The organism is Nitratireductor sp. B36 (assembly GCF_020833685.1).
Lineage (GTDB): Bacteria > Pseudomonadota > Alphaproteobacteria > Rhizobiales > Rhizobiaceae > Nitratireductor.
Genome location: NZ_JACKZY010000002.1, coordinates 695,834 through 711,076, shown reverse-complemented (window position 1 = coordinate 711,076; position 15,243 = coordinate 695,834). Strand labels below are relative to the sequence as shown.

The 15,243-nt window shown below is 60.5% G+C and carries 16 protein-coding genes; 9 read left to right on the top strand and 7 right to left on the bottom strand.

What is annotated here, in order from left to right:
- Positions 1–69: 69 nt before the first annotated feature.
- The 3 genes from H7H48_RS09990 (at position 70) to H7H48_RS09980 (ending at position 2,609) form a co-directional block, all read left to right on the top strand.
- On the top strand, positions 70–558 hold the full coding sequence (locus tag H7H48_RS09990) for a thioesterase family protein (protein ID WP_229448913.1): 489 nt from the start codon (positions 70–72) through the stop codon (positions 556–558).
- Positions 559–566: 8 nt separating this feature from the next.
- Positions 567–2,204, top strand: a complete 1,638-nt coding sequence (locus H7H48_RS09985; protein WP_229448912.1) for a chloride channel protein — start codon at positions 567–569, stop codon at positions 2,202–2,204.
- A 177-nt stretch (positions 2,205–2,381) separates the two neighbouring features.
- On the top strand, positions 2,382–2,609 hold the full coding sequence (locus tag H7H48_RS09980) for a hypothetical protein (RefSeq protein WP_229448911.1): 228 nt from the start codon (positions 2,382–2,384) through the stop codon (positions 2,607–2,609).
- A 3-nt stretch (positions 2,610–2,612) separates the two neighbouring features.
- Here the strand turns inward: H7H48_RS09980 and H7H48_RS09975 are convergent, their stop codons facing one another.
- On the bottom strand, positions 2,613–3,491 hold the full coding sequence (locus tag H7H48_RS09975; protein WP_229448910.1) for a dienelactone hydrolase family protein: 879 nt from the start codon (positions 3,489–3,491) through the stop codon (positions 2,613–2,615).
- Positions 3,492–3,642: 151 nt separating this feature from the next.
- On the opposite strand from H7H48_RS09975, the gene H7H48_RS09970 reads away from it, so the two are divergent.
- Positions 3,643–4,056 (top strand): helix-turn-helix domain-containing protein, encoded by a 414-nt coding sequence (locus tag H7H48_RS09970; RefSeq protein ID WP_229448908.1) that lies wholly within the window; start codon positions 3,643–3,645, stop codon positions 4,054–4,056.
- A gap of 114 nt (positions 4,057–4,170) precedes the next feature.
- Complete coding sequence (locus H7H48_RS09965) at positions 4,171–6,669, top strand: ATP-dependent helicase (RefSeq protein WP_229448906.1); 2,499 nt, start codon at positions 4,171–4,173, stop codon at positions 6,667–6,669.
- Positions 6,670–6,705: 36 nt separating this feature from the next.
- Here H7H48_RS09965 and H7H48_RS09960 read toward each other — a convergent pair whose 3' ends face one another.
- Together H7H48_RS09960 and H7H48_RS09955 are read right to left on the bottom strand one after the other, a co-directional pair.
- Positions 6,706–7,236 (bottom strand): hypothetical protein, encoded by a 531-nt coding sequence (locus H7H48_RS09960; RefSeq protein ID WP_229448905.1) that lies wholly within the window; start codon positions 7,234–7,236, stop codon positions 6,706–6,708.
- Positions 7,237–7,358: 122 nt separating this feature from the next.
- On the bottom strand, positions 7,359–7,727 hold the full coding sequence (locus H7H48_RS09955) for a DUF488 domain-containing protein (RefSeq protein ID WP_229448904.1): 369 nt from the start codon (positions 7,725–7,727) through the stop codon (positions 7,359–7,361).
- 251 nt (positions 7,728–7,978) lie between these two features.
- Here H7H48_RS09955 and H7H48_RS09950 point away from each other — a divergent pair, with 251 nt between their 5' ends.
- The 3 genes from H7H48_RS09950 to H7H48_RS09940 are packed head-to-tail and all read left to right on the top strand — an operon-like array spanning position 7,979 to position 9,641.
- On the top strand, positions 7,979–8,140 hold the full coding sequence (locus H7H48_RS09950) for a hypothetical protein (protein WP_229448902.1): 162 nt from the start codon (positions 7,979–7,981) through the stop codon (positions 8,138–8,140).
- Positions 8,141–8,177: 37 nt separating this feature from the next.
- Positions 8,178–8,756: an SCO family protein gene (locus tag H7H48_RS09945; RefSeq protein WP_305082521.1), complete on the top strand. Its 579-nt coding sequence runs from the start codon at positions 8,178–8,180 to the stop codon at positions 8,754–8,756.
- 12 nt (positions 8,757–8,768) lie between these two features.
- Positions 8,769–9,641: a 50S ribosomal protein L11 methyltransferase gene (locus tag H7H48_RS09940; protein WP_229448900.1), complete on the top strand. Its 873-nt coding sequence runs from the start codon at positions 8,769–8,771 to the stop codon at positions 9,639–9,641.
- A 77-nt stretch (positions 9,642–9,718) separates the two neighbouring features.
- Here H7H48_RS09940 and H7H48_RS09935 read toward each other — a convergent pair whose 3' ends face one another.
- Positions 9,719–9,898 (bottom strand): hypothetical protein, encoded by a 180-nt coding sequence (locus H7H48_RS09935; RefSeq protein WP_007007727.1) that lies wholly within the window; start codon positions 9,896–9,898, stop codon positions 9,719–9,721.
- Positions 9,899–10,128: 230 nt separating this feature from the next.
- Between H7H48_RS09935 and H7H48_RS09930 the strand changes: the two genes are divergently transcribed.
- Positions 10,129–11,958 (top strand): aminopeptidase P family protein, encoded by a 1,830-nt coding sequence (locus H7H48_RS09930; protein ID WP_229448898.1) that lies wholly within the window; start codon positions 10,129–10,131, stop codon positions 11,956–11,958.
- Between the two features lie 7 nt (positions 11,959–11,965).
- Here the strand turns inward: H7H48_RS09930 and H7H48_RS09925 are convergent, their stop codons facing one another.
- The 3 genes from H7H48_RS09925 to ligA all read right to left on the bottom strand — a co-directional run bounded on the left by H7H48_RS09925 (position 11,966) and on the right by ligA (position 15,198).
- Positions 11,966–12,268 (bottom strand): AzlD family protein, encoded by a 303-nt coding sequence (locus H7H48_RS09925; protein ID WP_229448897.1) that lies wholly within the window; start codon positions 12,266–12,268, stop codon positions 11,966–11,968.
- Complete coding sequence (locus H7H48_RS09920) at positions 12,265–12,993, bottom strand: AzlC family ABC transporter permease (protein ID WP_229448896.1); 729 nt, start codon at positions 12,991–12,993, stop codon at positions 12,265–12,267. Before H7H48_RS09920 ends, H7H48_RS09925 begins: the two co-directional genes overlap by 4 nt.
- 93 nt (positions 12,994–13,086) lie before the next feature.
- A complete protein-coding gene (ligA, locus tag H7H48_RS09915) occupies positions 13,087–15,198 on the bottom strand; it encodes an NAD-dependent DNA ligase LigA (RefSeq protein WP_229448895.1) in 2,112 nt (703 codons plus the stop codon).
- Positions 15,199–15,243: the final 45 nt, after the last annotated feature.

Genomic DNA, 15,243 nt, shown 5'->3' with positions numbered 1-15,243 from the left:
ATCGTTTTCGTTTCTATCCGAATCTGATGCAAGTCGAACATAGTCCGCAGCCAGGGATAGAGAAACACAATGCCAGACAAAGCACTCCATTGCTCATCTGTCTTCGAGCTGCAGAAGGACTGGATCGACTTCAACGGTCATCTGAACATGGCCTATTACACGGTTCTTTTCGACCGTGCCTATGAAGAAGTGTCTGAGGGGTTTGGAATGGGCGCGCGCTATGCGGCAGACCGGCGCCTGACCACCTACACGGCGGAAATCCACCTTTGCTACCTGCGCGAACTTCATCTTGAAGACAAGGTTCGTGGCACCTATCAGCTCCTCGATCATGACGAAAAACGCCTTCATTCCTATCAGGAGCTGCGCCATGCCGAGGACGGCTGGCTGGCCGCCACCTGCGAGACGCTGACGTTGCACATCGATATGTCAGGCCCGAAGGTCACGCCCTTTCCCGCAGATGTGCTTGGCCGCATCGAAACGATGTTCGCCATGCACAAATCGCTCCCGCAACCGGAACAGGCCGGCCGCTCCATCGCCATCCGCCGCCGGAAGCGCTAGGGTTTCGCATGCCCCTTCTCAAGCTGATACAGCGTCTGCCACAGATTCTGCGAACGTGGATCGAGCCGAATATCAGCGCCTTCCTCGAGGCGCGGCTGCCCCTCGTTTGGCTCCTGTCGCTGTTTCTCGGCCTCGCAGTGGCGATCGCGGCAATTGCGTTCCGCGAGCTGATCGGCTTCTTCCAGCTCTTCTGGCTCGGCACGAGTTCGGAACGTGTGTTCACGGCGGCCCTCTCCCTGCCCTGGTACTGGATCATGGCCGGTCCCGTTGTCGGCGGTCTCCTGGTCGGCATTCTCCTCACACGCCTTGAAGCGCGGCGCACAGGTGCCGTGGCCGATGTCATCGAAGCGCGTGCCTTGTCGGGGCGAAAGCTCAGATTTCGTGAAGGCCTGCTTTCCGCTTTCGTCACCGCCCTGTCACTCGGCTCAGGCGCAAGCGCAGGACGCGAGGGCCCTGTGGTCCATCTGGGCGCCGTTCTGGCAACAGCGATTGCATGGCGCGCCAATCTTCCCGAATGGTGTCGGCGCACCCTTTTGGGCGCAGGTGTTGCCAGCGCGATTTCCGCCTCCTTCAACGCTCCCATTGCCGGCGTTCTTTTTGCTCATGAGGTCATCCTCGGCCACTACGCCATGCGCTCCTTCGTCCCCATCGTCATTGCCTCGGCTGCTGGCGCGGTGGCATCCCGGCTTTGGTTCGGGAGCGCCGCCGCGTTTTTGGTTCCCACACACCAGATCACCTCATTTTGGGAATTCCCGGCCTTCGCCCTTCTGGGGGGCACGGCAGCCGTGGTGGCGATCCTCTTTCAGTTCTCGCTCTTCGTCTCGGATTATGCGGCTCGTGGGATCCGTATTCCGCTTTGGACGCGTCCCCTCGTCGGCGGCCTGATTGTCGGGGGCATCGCCGTCGTCTTCCCGCATGTGCTGGGCGTGGGCTACGAGATCACCGACATGGCTCTGTGGAACCGCCTGCCGCTCATGACCATGCTGGCGCTGATTGTTGTGAAAACGGCCGCCACGTCCATAACGCTTGCCATGCGCTTTGGTGGTGGCATCTTTTCACCAGCCCTTTTTCTCGGGGCGCTTACGGGAGGCGCATTCGGGATCATCGCTGCATCGGTCTTTCCCACCATGGCCTCAAGCGAGGGGCTTTACGCCATCCTCGGCATGGGAGCCGTCGCCGGCGCTGTTCTGGGCGCACCCATATCTACAACCGTCATCGTGTTTGAACTGACCGGTGGCTACGAACTCTCAATCGCACTTTTGCTGACCGTCGCCGTGGCGCACGGCATCACCCAAACCATTCACGGCCATTCCTGGTTCCAATGGCAGCTCGAGATGCGCGGTCTTTTCCTTGTCGAAGGCCCTCACCGGGCCCTCGGCCAATCCATTCGCGTCATGGATTTCATGGAGCCACTGGAGGATGAGGGCGAGCCGGTCACCTATGACCCCGAAACTGGTGCTCCGTCACTCAAACCAACCGATACGCTGGAAGCTTCGTTGCGCGCATTCGACAAGGGCGGGCATGACCGCCTGCCGGTGGTCGATCTGAAAGATCCGAGCAAGGTCATCGCCTTCGCAAGCCATGTCCGTGCACTGCGCTTCTTCAACCGCGCGCTCGTGGATATGAGTGAGGAAGAGCACAGATAGGCTGCCGGATTACAAGATCCGCCCGCTCGCATCATGAAAGCAGGTTTTCATTAACCATACCGGTTAAGGCAGCATCTTTGCACAAGTTTAACCATGCCCTCCGCTTGAAGCGCTCAAGCGGCACGCCGACCATCCTTCATAAACGCATTCGATTCGTGGTTGGCGGAAAGCCCGGTGTTGAACGAGGAAGCCAAAGCCCTGTCGGACGGTCTCGCGCGCACACACGAGATCACGGATTACGACTTCTGGCGCGCGCTGAAATCCATTGAGGACGAACTCTATTGGCTCGAGCGAAACCGCAGGCCAATTCCCATCGACCTGATCTATGTCCGCGCCATCGTCCGCACCGCGCGCCAGAAGCGCCTCTTCATCGCTTATGATCCGGCGCCTTTCGACCCGTTCTGAGTTTCAGGACAGCTGTTCCTTCAGGAACGCCACCGTTCTCTCCCAGGCCAGATCAGCGGCTTCCTTGTCATAGCGGGCTTCCGACGTGTCGTTGTTGAACGCGTGGTTCACGCCCTCATAGACATGAATGGTGAAGTCCTTGCCGGCCTCTTCGAGCGCGGTGCGATAAGCGTCGATCCCTGCGTTGATCCGTTCGTCGAGCCCGGCATAGTGGAGCAGCAGCGGCGCTTCGATCTTGGCAACTTCAGCCGCATCAGCCTGGCGTCCGTAATAGGCAACACCTGCATCAAGATCGGGATCGTTCACGGCCAGTTGGTTTACCAGCCCACCACCCCAGCAGAAACCGATGGCGCCGACATTCCCGTTGGTCGCATCGTGTCCAGCCAGAAACGCCTGCGTTGCAACTGCGTTGCGCACCGTCTGGCCGCCGTCGAGCTGGCCGATCATTTCACGCGCCTTGTCCTCGTCTTCCGGCGTGCCGCCGGAGGGAGAAAGAAAGTCGGGCGCCAGCGCAACGAAACCCTCAATCGCCATGCGCCGCGCGACATCGCGGATATGTGGATTGAGGCCCCGGTTTTCATGGATGACAATCACCGCCGGAAGTTTTCCCTCCGCACCGGTCGGGCGAACCAGATATCCCGCCATATCGCCGCCGTCGCCCGGGTAGGTGATATCCTCCGACGCAAGGCGATCATCATCTTCAGCCACCATCGCCGCGCGCGCAGAGTTGGCGGCGAGCATCGGCACGATAGCTGCAGCAGCAGCTCCCGAGCCTGCAAGCTTCGTCATTTTGTTCATGAAAGCGCGGCGATCGAGTGTGAGATGCGTGTATTCGTCATACGCATCAATCATCGCCTGTGTGATCTTGGGCTGATCCTGCATGAATTCACTCCCGATTGTTGTTGGACCCCGCTGTGCAAAGACTATAGTCCGTGTGGCTGAGGTCCATTCACACCCGCGTGAGCGACGGCAGACTTTCGCTCCTGACCGCCAATCCCTATATCTCCGGCAATAAAAGTTAGGAGCGATCCTCATGTGGTCCATCGGAGAACTATCGAAGCGGGTGGGCGTGAAAGTGCCGACAATCCGGTATTACGAAGAGACCGGCCTGATCGAACCGCCCGAACGCTCTTCGGGCAACCAGCGGCGCTATGGCCGCGACGCCGTGGATCGCCTGACCTTCATTCGGCATGCCCGCGATCTCGGCCTCGGCATAGACGCCATTCGCTCACTCATAGAACTGAGCAGCCATCCCGAAAAACCGTGTGAAGCAGCCGACAGCATCGCCCAAGAGCACTTGAAGGAAGTGCGCGAGCGCATAGCGCGCCTCCGGAAACTTGAGCATGAACTGCAACGCATCGTTGATAGCTGTGACAACGGCACGGTTTGCGATTGCTACGTTCTTCGCGCCCTTTCCGACCATTCGCTTTGCGAGAGTGAGCACTGATAACCAGAACGGATGAATTTGCCGGCTGTCAGCACCTTGGTTCGAGGCCCGCAAACCGGTACAAATGGAAAACATCCTTGGGCTTTGCCCCCCGAATCACCATATGCAGGTCCGATGTCCGGCTTTCCTGACGATATTCCGTTCTTCGACGAGGACGACCCCACCCCGCCTCCCCCGGCAGCGCAAAAGCCTTCCGGCATTGCCGCGCGCGCCATGGCCGCGCGCTCGGGCGGTCCCGACACCCGCTACCTCGATGCTCTCAATCCCGAGCAGCGTCTTGCCGTCGAGACCACCGAGGGGCCCGTTCTGGTGCTCGCCGGCGCCGGCACCGGCAAGACACGGGTGCTGACCACCCGCATCGCGCATATTCTGGCCTCCGGGCGCGCCTATCCCTCGCAGATCCTGGCCGTGACCTTCACCAACAAGGCTGCGCGCGAGATGAAGATGCGCATTGGCACCCTGGTGGGCGAGGCCATCGAGGGCATGCCCTGGCTTGGCACATTCCACTCCATCGGCGTCAAGATCCTGCGCAAGCATGCAGAGCTGGCGGGACTCAAAAGCTCTTTCACCATCCTCGACACCGACGATCAGATCCGCCTGATGAAACAGATCATCCAGGCCGAAGGGCTCGACGACAAGCGCTGGCCGCCGCGCCAGTTCGCGCAGATGGTCGATGGCTGGAAGAACAAGGGCCTCGCGCCCAAGGACATTCCCGAGGGCGATGCCCGCGCCTTTGCCAATGGCAAGGGCCGTGAACTCTACGCCGCCTACCAGGACCGGCTGAAGACGCTCAACGCCGTCGATTTCGGCGATCTCCTGTGCCATCCGATCCGCATTCTGCGCGACAATCCGGATGTGCTTGCCGACTATCACCGAAAGTTCCGCTACATTCTCGTCGACGAGTATCAGGACACCAACACCGCGCAATATATGTGGCTCCGGCTTCTGGCCCAGCGCCCCAAGAGCAGCGAACCCGTCAACATCTGCTGCGTGGGCGATGACGACCAGTCCATCTATGGCTGGCGCGGTGCCGAGGTCGACAACATCCTGCGCTTCGAGAAGGATTTTCCCGGTGCCGCCGTCATCCGGCTGGAGCGCAATTACCGCTCCACTGCCCATATTCTGGGCGCTGCCTCCCACCTCATTGCCCACAATGAGGGGCGGCTTGGCAAGACGCTGTTCACCGAACAGTCCGATCCCGACGATCCCAAGGTCAAGGTCCATGCCGCCTGGGATTCGGAAGAGGAGGCTCGCGCTGTCGGCGAGGAAATCGAGGCGCTTCAGGCCAAGGGCCACGCGCTCAACGACATCGCCATCCTCGTGCGCGCGTCCTTCCAGATGCGCGAATTCGAAGACCGTTTCGTCACCCTGGGCTTAAACTATCGCGTCATCGGCGGACCCCGCTTCTATGAGCGCATGGAAATCCGCGATGCCATGGCCTATTTCCGCATCGTTGCGCAGGCCGCTGACGATCTCGCCTTCGAGCGCATCGTCAACACGCCGAAGCGCGGGCTGGGCGAAGCCAGCGTGCGGCAGATCCACGACGTGTCGCGCATGCGCGAAGCTACCCTCCTGCAGGCCGCGCGCGATCTCGTCGGCACCGAGGAGATGAAGCCCAAGCCGCGCGCCTCGCTGCGTACGCTGGTTGACAATATCGAGCGCTGGCAGGGCATGCTCGACCGCACGCCCCACACCGAACTTGCCGAGATCATCCTTGAAGAGTCCGGCTATACAGACATGTGGAAGAACGACCGCTCCGCCGAGGCTCCCGGCAGGCTTGAAAACCTCAAGGAGCTGATCCGCTCCATGGAGGACTATGACAGTCTGCGCGGCTTTCTCGAACATGTCGCGCTCGTCATGGATGCCGAACGCGACGAGGAACTTGATGCCGTCAGCCTGATGACGCTTCATTCCGCCAAGGGTCTCGAATTCCCCACCGTGTTCCTGCCCGGCTGGGAGGAAGGCCTTTTTCCCCACCAGCGCGCGCTCGATGAGGGTGGCCGCTCGGGCCTGGAGGAAGAGCGGCGCCTCGCCTATGTCGGCCTCACCCGCGCCAAGAAAAACCTGCACATCTGGTTTGCTTCCAATCGGCGCATTCATGGCCTCTGGCAGTCGACCATCCCCTCACGCTTCCTCGACGAGCTGCCCGAGGCCCATGTGGATGTGGCCGAGGAAAGCAACAGCTATGGCGGCTATTCCGCCGGCCAGCCCGGCCGACCGAACCCCTATGGCAAATCCCGCTTCGACGATCAGCCCGCCTTTTCAAACAGCTATGCCACGCCCGGCTGGCAGCGCGCCCAGAAAAACCGCACCGAAGCAACCACCCGCAATTGGGGCAACCGCTCCGGCCATCAGGTGGAGCGCATCGGTTATGGCGAGGCGGATTCGGGCTATGGCGCAGGCCGCGGCTCGGTCAAGGGTCGCGTGATCGAAGGCGAGCTTGTCGCCAAATCCGTGTCCGACACGCCCTCTGCCTTCAAGGTCGGTGACCGGGTGTTCCACCTCAAATTCGGCAATGGCAACGTCTCGTCGATCGAGGGCAACAAGCTCACCATCGATTTCGATAAGGCAGGCCAAAAGCGCGTGCTCGACGGCTTTGTCGAGCGGGTTTAGCCGCACATCGTGCAAAGGCCGATCCTGCCTCCGCGCTCAGTCAGTCCCCGGCTTGACGTAAACGAACTTGCCGTCGGCATTCTTCTCCCGCGACAAGACGCCCGTGCGCGCATGGCGCGACAGCGGCCCCGAAAAGGCGTTCGATTTGTAGCGCATGCCGAATGTCTCCTGACAGCGAGCAACAATATCGCCGATGGTTCGGGGGGCATCGAAAAAGTCGCTCTCAAGCAGATCGTTCAAGGCAGCCACGGCGCCCTTGGCACTGTCAGTGGTTGTCCGGCGTCGACCGGGGCGAGACGTGCTCCGCACGACCTGCATCATACCGGGGCCGGCGATGAAATCATTGATCCCCCCCTCGGAAAACCCGCCAGGTCGGGGGTCATTCTGGCCCAGGACCAGTTCCACCACACGAAGCTGAACGGCTTCCGACTCAAACTTGTTCACCGCCTCCGAAAGCTCGTTGAGCTGCTGCTTGAGCTTGTCGAAATCCTTGATCATAAAATCCGCCCCGATACCGTAATTACCACCATAAACAGGTGAAACGCGCACATATGTCTCTATAAGCATTCTGTAAGTCAAGAGTGCGACAGGGCCGTATAGGCTAAACACCTACGACAAGCTGGATCATCCCCGGTTTTCCTCATTTCCTGCCTCAAAATACAAAGAACAATCACTGGTTGAAGAGGCTTTCAGCGCGAATCACACCTCTCCTGCAACAGCTGGCGAACGACCACGGCCTGGTTGCGGTCGCGATTCTTCGCCGAAAACAGCAATGTCAAAGGCCCCTCTTCCGCGGCGTCCATCAGTTCCTGCAAAAGCTCGTTCCGACTGGCCAGCTCCTCCCGATATCGCTCGCAGAACGCGCTCCAGCGCTCGGGTCTGTGCGCATACCACTTGCGCAACGCGTGGCTCGGCCCGATATCGGGCATCCAAGCGTCCAGTGCCGCGCGCTCCTTGCTCATGCCCCGCGGCCATAACCGGTCGATGAGTATCCGCTTTCCGTCGCCGTCCTCTACGGGATCATAGATGCGCTTCACCCGAATATCGGCATTCGCCATGGCAAACCTCCCGCAGCCATCGAACACAATCAGCTACACGCGATGATTGAAGATCAAGCCAATCAATTTCAAACCATAAATCGTTAGAGTGCATATGTGGGGTTGACCCGTCCCCATGGCCATCATGGCAACTTAACCTCAACCCTGAACCTCCCGTCGGCCTCCAGGCGGCGGGAGGTTGCTTTTGGGGCCGTTACCTTGCGACAAGATGAGGCTTTGCGCGCAGCCAGCACTTTCAGCTATTGTAGGGCATGAAAATAGAGCATCCACGGCACACGGCCATCTGGCTTAAACTGGGCGCAGCGGCTCTGCTTCTGGCCGCCTTCACCGGATTGGCTTTTGCCATGTGGCTGGAAAAGGGGGCCGGGATTTTTCTCGCGCTCGTGGAATCCGGCTTGTCCTGGTGCTTTTGACGCCACCTCTCAGCCTTCTCGTTTCAGGTAAACATCAATGATGCGTTCCATCCTCATCGGCATCCTGGCGGTCATGGCCGTCGGCGTTGGCCTTCTCACGTTTCAGTGGTACCAGCAGCAAAATTCGGGAAAAGCCTTCGGTGTGCCATTCGAACTTGTTGACCAGGATGGCAACACCATCACCGAAGCCGCATTCAGAGGCGGCCCCAGAGTCGTCTTCTTTGGCTTCACCCATTGCCCGGAAGTGTGCCCGACCACCCTGTTCGAGCTTGACGGTTATCTCGAGCAACTGGGAGATGAAGCTGCCGACATCAAACCCTATTTCGTCTCCATTGATCCGGAGCGCGATACCCCCAAGGTCATGAAGACCTACCTATCGAATTTCTCGGACCGCATCACCGGCATCACCGGTGACCCGGAAGAAGTCGCCGCCATGGCCAAGGGGTTCTCCATCTATGTTCGCAAGGTCGAGCTGGAGGATGGCGACTACACAATGGATCACACTGCTTCGATCCTGCTGCTCGACAGCGATGGCGACTTTTTCGGCACGATCGCCTATGAAGAAAACAGTGAAACTGCCATCGCCAAGTTGAAGCGTCTGGCAAACGAAACCTGACACCGGAAATTCATGGGCCAGACACGACTTTACCTGACGGCGCCGCGCGAGCAGGCCGAATCGATTTTTTCAATTCTCGAGGCGCATTTTGAGGATGATGGGCTGCCGATCAGTATTTTCGAGCCCGATGAAGACAGCGGTATCTTCCAGATATCGATCTATGCCGAAGACGACGTTGACGGTTTGGAACGACGGGTGCGGGAAAGTCTTGCGGATGTTTACCCTCTCCCCCCGCTCGAGCGGGAAGCGGTTCCGGAGATAGACTGGGTCAGCCACTCGCTAGAAGGCCTGCGCCCGGTCCGTGTGGGCCGGTTTCTGGTCCACGGAAGCCATGACCGGCATTTGCAGCGTATCGGCGACATCGCCATAGAGATCGACGCCGGCCTCGCTTTCGGCACCGGTCATCACGGCACCACGGCCGGATGTCTGAGCGCGCTTTCTGACATTCTCAAAAGCGAACACCCGCGCAATGCACTGGATCTGGGCACCGGTAGTGCCGTGCTCGCCATCGCGATTGCAAGGGCCGCCCGCATTCCGGTACTGGCCACCGACATTGATCCGATTGCCACCGAGGTGGCCGCATCAAATGTCCGGCTCAACCGCGTTGCAAGCCTGGTTGAAACGCACACGGCCCCCGGCTTTCATCACGCGGTCTTTGCCCGCAAGAAACCCTTCGACCTGATCGTCGCGAACATCCTTGCCCGTCCGCTCATGGCTCTGGCTCCGGCGATGGCAAACCATATAACGCCTGGCGGGTCGCTCGTTCTGTCGGGCATTCTCGAACGGCAGAGACGGGCAGTTGTTGCGGCCTATGGGGGGCAGGGTTTCCGCCACGTGCGCACCCAGGCGCGTGAAGGCTGGGTCACAATCCACATGAAGCGCTGAGTGCGCCGGAAACACCGGCAAGCAAAAACCCCGGAAGCTGAGCTTCCGGGGTTTGAACCATCGCTACTAAAAGCGGATCAGAACATGTGCGATACGCTACGGCTGCGCTTGAGTTCGTCACGATTGTAGCCGTGCGCACGCAGCGTCTCGTCGTCCAGCATCAGAAGCGCGCCGTTGACATAGCTCCGGACCTGCTTCTGACGGGCTTCGATCAGCGCGTCGAATGCGCCGCGGAAAAAGCCACGCTTTTGGGCCATCTGATTTCTCCTTGAATTCCTGCAACGAAAGCTCCGTTGCTCATGGTCCAAAGATAGGCCCGCAAAGCCGCCCAAACCAGCGCCGATTGCGCATGGCTACCATCTGATTTTGCATTGCAGCAATCAATTGTGCGGTGCGATACAAGCATCCATCTTTGAAGACCCGTTCCGCTTTTTTCACCCATGCTGTAGGTTCGGCTCGATTTTTTCAGACCAAGCGGCAAGATTCCATGTTTCAGTCTTTCGATGTTACCGCCGACCCCAGCCAGGGCATTGCCCGCGTCGGGCGTCTCCGTGAGGCAATGGCGAAAGCGGGGCTCGACGGCTATCTCGTGCCCCGCGCAGACGAGCATCAGGGCGAATATGTTGCTCCCTCATCCGAGCGGCTTGCCTGGCTGACAGGCTTTACCGGATCGGCGGGCGCAGCGCTGATCCTTAAGGATCGCGCCATTCTCTTCGTTGATGGCCGCTACACACTTCAGGCTGCCGAACAGACTGATCCATCCATTTTCACCATCGAGAGCCTGATCGACACTCCGCCGCGCGAATGGATCGCCAAAAACGCGAAGCCCGGTTGCCGCATCGGTTTTGATCCATGGCTGCACACAATTGCGGAGCTTCGTGCTCTCCGTGGCAAGGCCGAAGCGCGTGGAATCGAGCTTGTGCCAACAGACGACAATCTGGTCGATGGCATCTGGGAAGATCGCCCTTCCCCGCCACTGGCTCAGACCCGCATCCATTCGAATGACCTTGCAGGAGAACGCACCACCGCGAAGCTCGGTCGCATGGCAGAAGCCATCGGTGAGGCAGGCGCCGCCTGTACAGTGCTTACAGACCCGTCATCGATTGCCTGGACATTCAATATTCGCGGGCAGGACGTGCCCCATACACCGCTGGCCCTGGGTTTTGCCATTATCCCCGCCGAAGGGCGGCCCTCGCTCTTCCTCGACAAGCGCAAGCTCGACCGCGAAACCGAAGCCTATCTGACCCAACTCGCAGATCTGAAAGCACCTTCGACGCTGGAGACGGAACTCTCGGCCGCGGCCGGAAACCCGGGTTCGATAGGCCTCGATCCATCGCTCGCAGCCGAGCGGCTGCGTCTGGTCGTGGAAGAGGCTGGCGGCCGCATCGCGGATCTTGAAGACCCGGCCCGCCTTCCTCGTGCGATTAAAAACCCCACCGAACTTGAAGGTGCCCGTTCTGCCCATCGCAGAGATGGTGTCGCCATGGTGCGCTTCCTCGCATGGCTCGATTCTCGGGAACCCGGCGCGGTCGACGAGATCGGCGCAGTGCAGCAGCTGGAGAAAAGCCGTGCAGAGATAGGCCAGAGCCTGCAGATGCCGCTTCGCGACATCTCCTTCGACACGATATCCGGTGCTGGCCCAAACGGCGCGATAATCCACTACCGCGTTACCACGAAGACCAATCGTACCCTCAAGGCAGGCGAGCTTTATCTGGTCGATTCCGGCGCGCAGTATGACGATGGAACCACCGACATTACCCGGACCATCATCATCGGTCGTCCCAGTGATGAGATGCGGGAGCGCTACACGCGTGTTTTAAAAGGCCTGATCGCCCTTTCCACACTGCGCTTTCCCAAGGGGACACGCGGTATGGATCTTGACCCGTTCGCGCGCCACGCCCTGTGGCAGGCCGGCCTCGACTATGCCCATGGCACCGGTCATGGTGTTGGATCCTATCTGGCCGTCCATGAGGGGCCACAGCGCATTGCCAAAACCGGAACGCAGGTGCTGGAGGCAGGCATGATCCTGTCCAATGAACCCGGCTACTACAAGCCCGGCGGCTATGGCATCCGGCTCGAGAACCTGATCGTTGTGGAACCGCCGACCGCTATCGCCGGCGGAGACATCGACATGCACAGTTTCGAGACACTGACACTCTGCCCGTTCGACCGCCGTCTGATCGACATGGAACTGCTTTCTGCCGGCGAGCGCACCTGGCTCGATGCCTATCACGCTCGCGTGCGTGAAACGCTGACACCGCTGCTCGACGGCGAAACCCTGGGATGGCTTGAAAACGCGACCGCCCCGCTGGGCTGACAGGCTCTTACTGGCTGATCAGGTGGCGGAGCAGAATAAGCACCGCTGCCGAGGACAGAAACATCGGCATCATGCCACCAGCGACCAGCGATACCACGACACCGACCGTCAGGGCCGCGATTTCAGGTATACCGCCATTCATGGCGGCCGGTGCCACCAGCGTGGTCAGAACGGCGGCGGGCACGGCATTCAACCCCGCTTCCACGCGCGGGTGTATGCGTTCGAAGCGCGACAGCACCATATGTCCGCCGATACGTGTCAGAAACGTCAGCACCGCACCGGCAAGAATGATCCAGACCGTGGTGCTCATCGCGTTTTCCTGCCTTTGCGTGCGTCGGGCGCCATGATGGCGGCCAGCGCCACCCCCGCGATCGCCCCGATGGATACATGCCAGGGCGAGCCGACAGTGCGATAGGCCAGCATGGAAGCCGCCGCGCTCATCAGCACCACGGGGAGCCAGAAAGAGCGTTTGCGGAAACTCATCACCAGACCCAGAAAATAGATGGGCAACAGAAAATCGATGCCCAACGCATGTGGGTCGGGAACCAGATTGCCGAACAGCGCACCAACCCAGGCTTCGATCACCCAGGAGAGATAGAGCGGCAGCGCAGCGCCCATATACCAGCCGAAGGAAACGGTTCCATGCGTCTCGCCTCGCCGCTCGGTCTCCGCAAACATCGGATCGACCAGCATGAAGAAGCCAAGCAGGCGCTGAACGGGACCCCAATGCGCGATCCACCGCCCCGTGGTCGCGGAATAGAGCACATGGCGGAAATTCACGGCAAGGATCGACAACACAATCAGCCAGGGCGCCACTTTCTGGCCGAACAGGTCGATCCCGACCATCTGGCTCGCGCCGGCAAAGATTGTGGCACTCATCAGAACGGCTTCGAAAACCGAAAAATTGTTCTCCACCGCCAGTGCGCCAAACAACAGCCCAAACGGCATCGCCGCGACCACCACGGGCACGCTGTCGCGCACCCCTTGCGCAAAATCGCGCGGGCGCGCGTTTTCCTTGGCAATGTCGGCTGTCATGAATCCTCCAGAGGAGCGCAGTTTAGGTCAACAAGACTGACCAGTCACATGAATTCCGTTGAGCCACCCATCAATGGTGGTGAAACGCCGGGACTAACCGCCCACCCGTTCGAACCAGGCATCCTCGTCGATCACCTCGATTCCCAGATCGGCAGCCTTTTTGAGTTTCGAGCCCGCGCCTGGTCCAGCAACCACCAGATCCGTCTTCTTGGAGACGGAGCCTGCCACCTTCGCGCCCAGCCGTTCGGCCATGGCCTTGGCCTCATCGCGCGACATGCGTTCCAGCGCGCCAGTGAACACGATGGTCTGGCCGGCAACGGGCGAATCCATCGCTGGCCGTTCCGCCTCCTGCACATCGATTTCGCCGGCCAGCGCCTCCACCAGTTCGCGGTTGTGTGCCTCGCCAAAGTAGTGTGCCAGCGAATCGATCACCGCATCGCCGATGTCGTCCAGCGCGTCCATTTCCTCGCGCGCCTGCGCGTCGCCATTAGCCACCGCCAGCACGGCATCGTGGAACTCCTGCCAGGTGCCATAGGCCCGCGCCAGCGTCTTGGCCGTCTGTTCGCCCACATGGCGAATGCCAAGCGCATAGATGACCCGCTCCAGCGCGATGGAGCGCCGCGCCTCGATGGCGTCGAACAGGTTGGCGGCCGAGGTCGCGCCCCACCCTTCCTTGTCCTTCAGCTTCTTCAGATTGTCGGCATCGCGCCTTGCGAGCGTGAAAATGTCCCCGGGTGCCTTCACCGGCAGATCGGGATCGTTGAAGAAGAACTCGATCTGCTTGTCGCCCAGCCCGTCAATGTCGAAGGCGCGCCGCGACACGAAGTGGCGCAGATGCTCGACCCGCTGGAACGGGCAGGCAAATTCGCCCGAACAGCGCCGCACCACACCCTCCGCACCAGAGCCTATCCCCTCACGCACCACAGGCGTCTTCAGTTCGCATGGGCACACGCTCGGAAACTCGAAAGCCTGCGCATCCGCCGGTCGCTTCTCCTCGATCACACCGAGGATCTGCGGGATCACATCGCCGGCGCGCTGCACGGTCACCGTATCGCCGATCATCACGCCCAGCCGCTCAATCTCCTCGGCATTGTGCAGCGTAGCATTGGTCACCACCACGCCGCCCACGGTCACGGGTTCGAGCCTCGCGACAGGCGTCAGCGCGCCCGTGCGTCCCACCTGGATGTCGATGCCGTTCAGAATGGTTGTTGCCTTCTCGGCCGGAAACTTGTGGGCAATCGCCCAGCGCGGGCTGCGCGACACGAAGCCCAGCCGCTGCTGCAGCGCCAGATCGTCCACCTTGTAGACCACGCCGTCGATGTCGTAGGGCAGCGTTGCCCGCTTTTCCTCGATCAAACGGTATTGCGCCAGAAGCGCCTCGGCGCTCTCGCAGCGTTTCATCAGATCGTTGACGCGAAAGCCGTAGCTTTGAAGCGCCGCCACCATGCCCGTCTGCGTGTCGGACGGCATGTCAGAGACCTCGCCCCACGCATAGGCGAAGAATTTGAGCGGCCGCGCCGCCGTCACGGAGGAGTCGAGCTGGCGCAGCGAGCCCGCCGCCGTGTTGCGCGGGTTTACATAGGTCTGCTTGCCGGCCTCCTCCTGCCTCTTGTTGAGCGCGAAGAAATCGGCATGGGTCATGTAGACCTCGCCGCGCACTTCGATCACCTCGGGCGGGTTGCCGTCGAGCACATTGGGAATGTCGCTCACATTCCGCGCATTGGCGGTAACGTTCTCCCCCTCCTGCCCGTCGCCGCGGGTGGCAGCCGAAACGAGGCGTCCGTTCTCATAGCGAAGCGAAAGCGAAAGACCGTCGATCTTGGGCTCGGCCGTCATCGCCACCGGCGCGTCTGCATCAAGCTTCAGATAGCGGCGAATGCGGGCCACGAAATCGACCACATCCTCATCGGAAAACGCGTTGTCGAGCGAAAGCATCGGCACCTTGTGCCGCACTTTCTCGAACTTCTCCGAAACAGGCGCCCCCACCCGGCGCGAGGGTGAATCCTCCCGCACGAGATCGGGAAAGCGCTGTTCGATGGCCAGATTGCGCCGCCGCAGCGCGTCATATTCGGCGTCCGAGATCGTCGGTGCATCCTCACCATGATAGCGCCTGTCATGCTCCTCGATCTCTCGGGCGAGCTTTTGCAACTCGTCCCTGGCTTGGGCCTCCGTCAGCGTATCAACGGCTTGCTTGGCTTTGGGCATGACGATCTATCCGGATGTATTCAAAAGCGCAGTCTAATCGATCCG

Excerpts from the sequence above, each read along its gene's own strand:
- H7H48_RS09950 (WP_229448902.1), top strand. The coding sequence starts at position 7,979 with ATGAAAATAGAGCATCCACGGCACACGGCCATCTGGCTTAAACTGGGC.
- H7H48_RS09970 (WP_229448908.1), top strand. The coding sequence starts at position 3,643 with ATGTGGTCCATCGGAGAACTATCGAAGCGGGTGGGCGTGAAAGTGCCG.
- H7H48_RS09965 (WP_229448906.1), top strand. The coding sequence starts at position 4,171 with ATGTCCGGCTTTCCTGACGATATTCCGTTCTTCGACGAGGACGACCCC.
- H7H48_RS09925 (WP_229448897.1), bottom strand. The coding sequence starts at position 12,268 with ATGAGCACCACGGTCTGGATCATTCTTGCCGGTGCGGTGCTGACGTTT.
- H7H48_RS09940 (WP_229448900.1), top strand. The coding sequence starts at position 8,769 with ATGGGCCAGACACGACTTTACCTGACGGCGCCGCGCGAGCAGGCCGAA.
- H7H48_RS09945 (WP_305082521.1), top strand. The coding sequence starts at position 8,178 with ATGATGCGTTCCATCCTCATCGGCATCCTGGCGGTCATGGCCGTCGGC.
- H7H48_RS09975 (WP_229448910.1), bottom strand. The coding sequence starts at position 3,491 with ATGCAGGATCAGCCCAAGATCACACAGGCGATGATTGATGCGTATGAC.
- H7H48_RS09935 (WP_007007727.1), bottom strand. The coding sequence starts at position 9,898 with ATGGCCCAAAAGCGTGGCTTTTTCCGCGGCGCATTCGACGCGCTGATC.
- H7H48_RS09985 (WP_229448912.1), top strand. The coding sequence starts at position 567 with ATGCCCCTTCTCAAGCTGATACAGCGTCTGCCACAGATTCTGCGAACG.
- H7H48_RS09920 (WP_229448896.1), bottom strand. The coding sequence starts at position 12,993 with ATGACAGCCGACATTGCCAAGGAAAACGCGCGCCCGCGCGATTTTGCG.
- H7H48_RS09930 (WP_229448898.1), top strand. The coding sequence starts at position 10,129 with ATGTTTCAGTCTTTCGATGTTACCGCCGACCCCAGCCAGGGCATTGCC.
- H7H48_RS09960 (WP_229448905.1), bottom strand. The coding sequence starts at position 7,236 with ATGCTTATAGAGACATATGTGCGCGTTTCACCTGTTTATGGTGGTAAT.
- H7H48_RS09990 (WP_229448913.1), top strand. The coding sequence starts at position 70 with ATGCCAGACAAAGCACTCCATTGCTCATCTGTCTTCGAGCTGCAGAAG.
- ligA (WP_229448895.1), bottom strand. The coding sequence starts at position 15,198 with ATGCCCAAAGCCAAGCAAGCCGTTGATACGCTGACGGAGGCCCAAGCC.
- H7H48_RS09955 (WP_229448904.1), bottom strand. The coding sequence starts at position 7,727 with ATGGCGAATGCCGATATTCGGGTGAAGCGCATCTATGATCCCGTAGAG.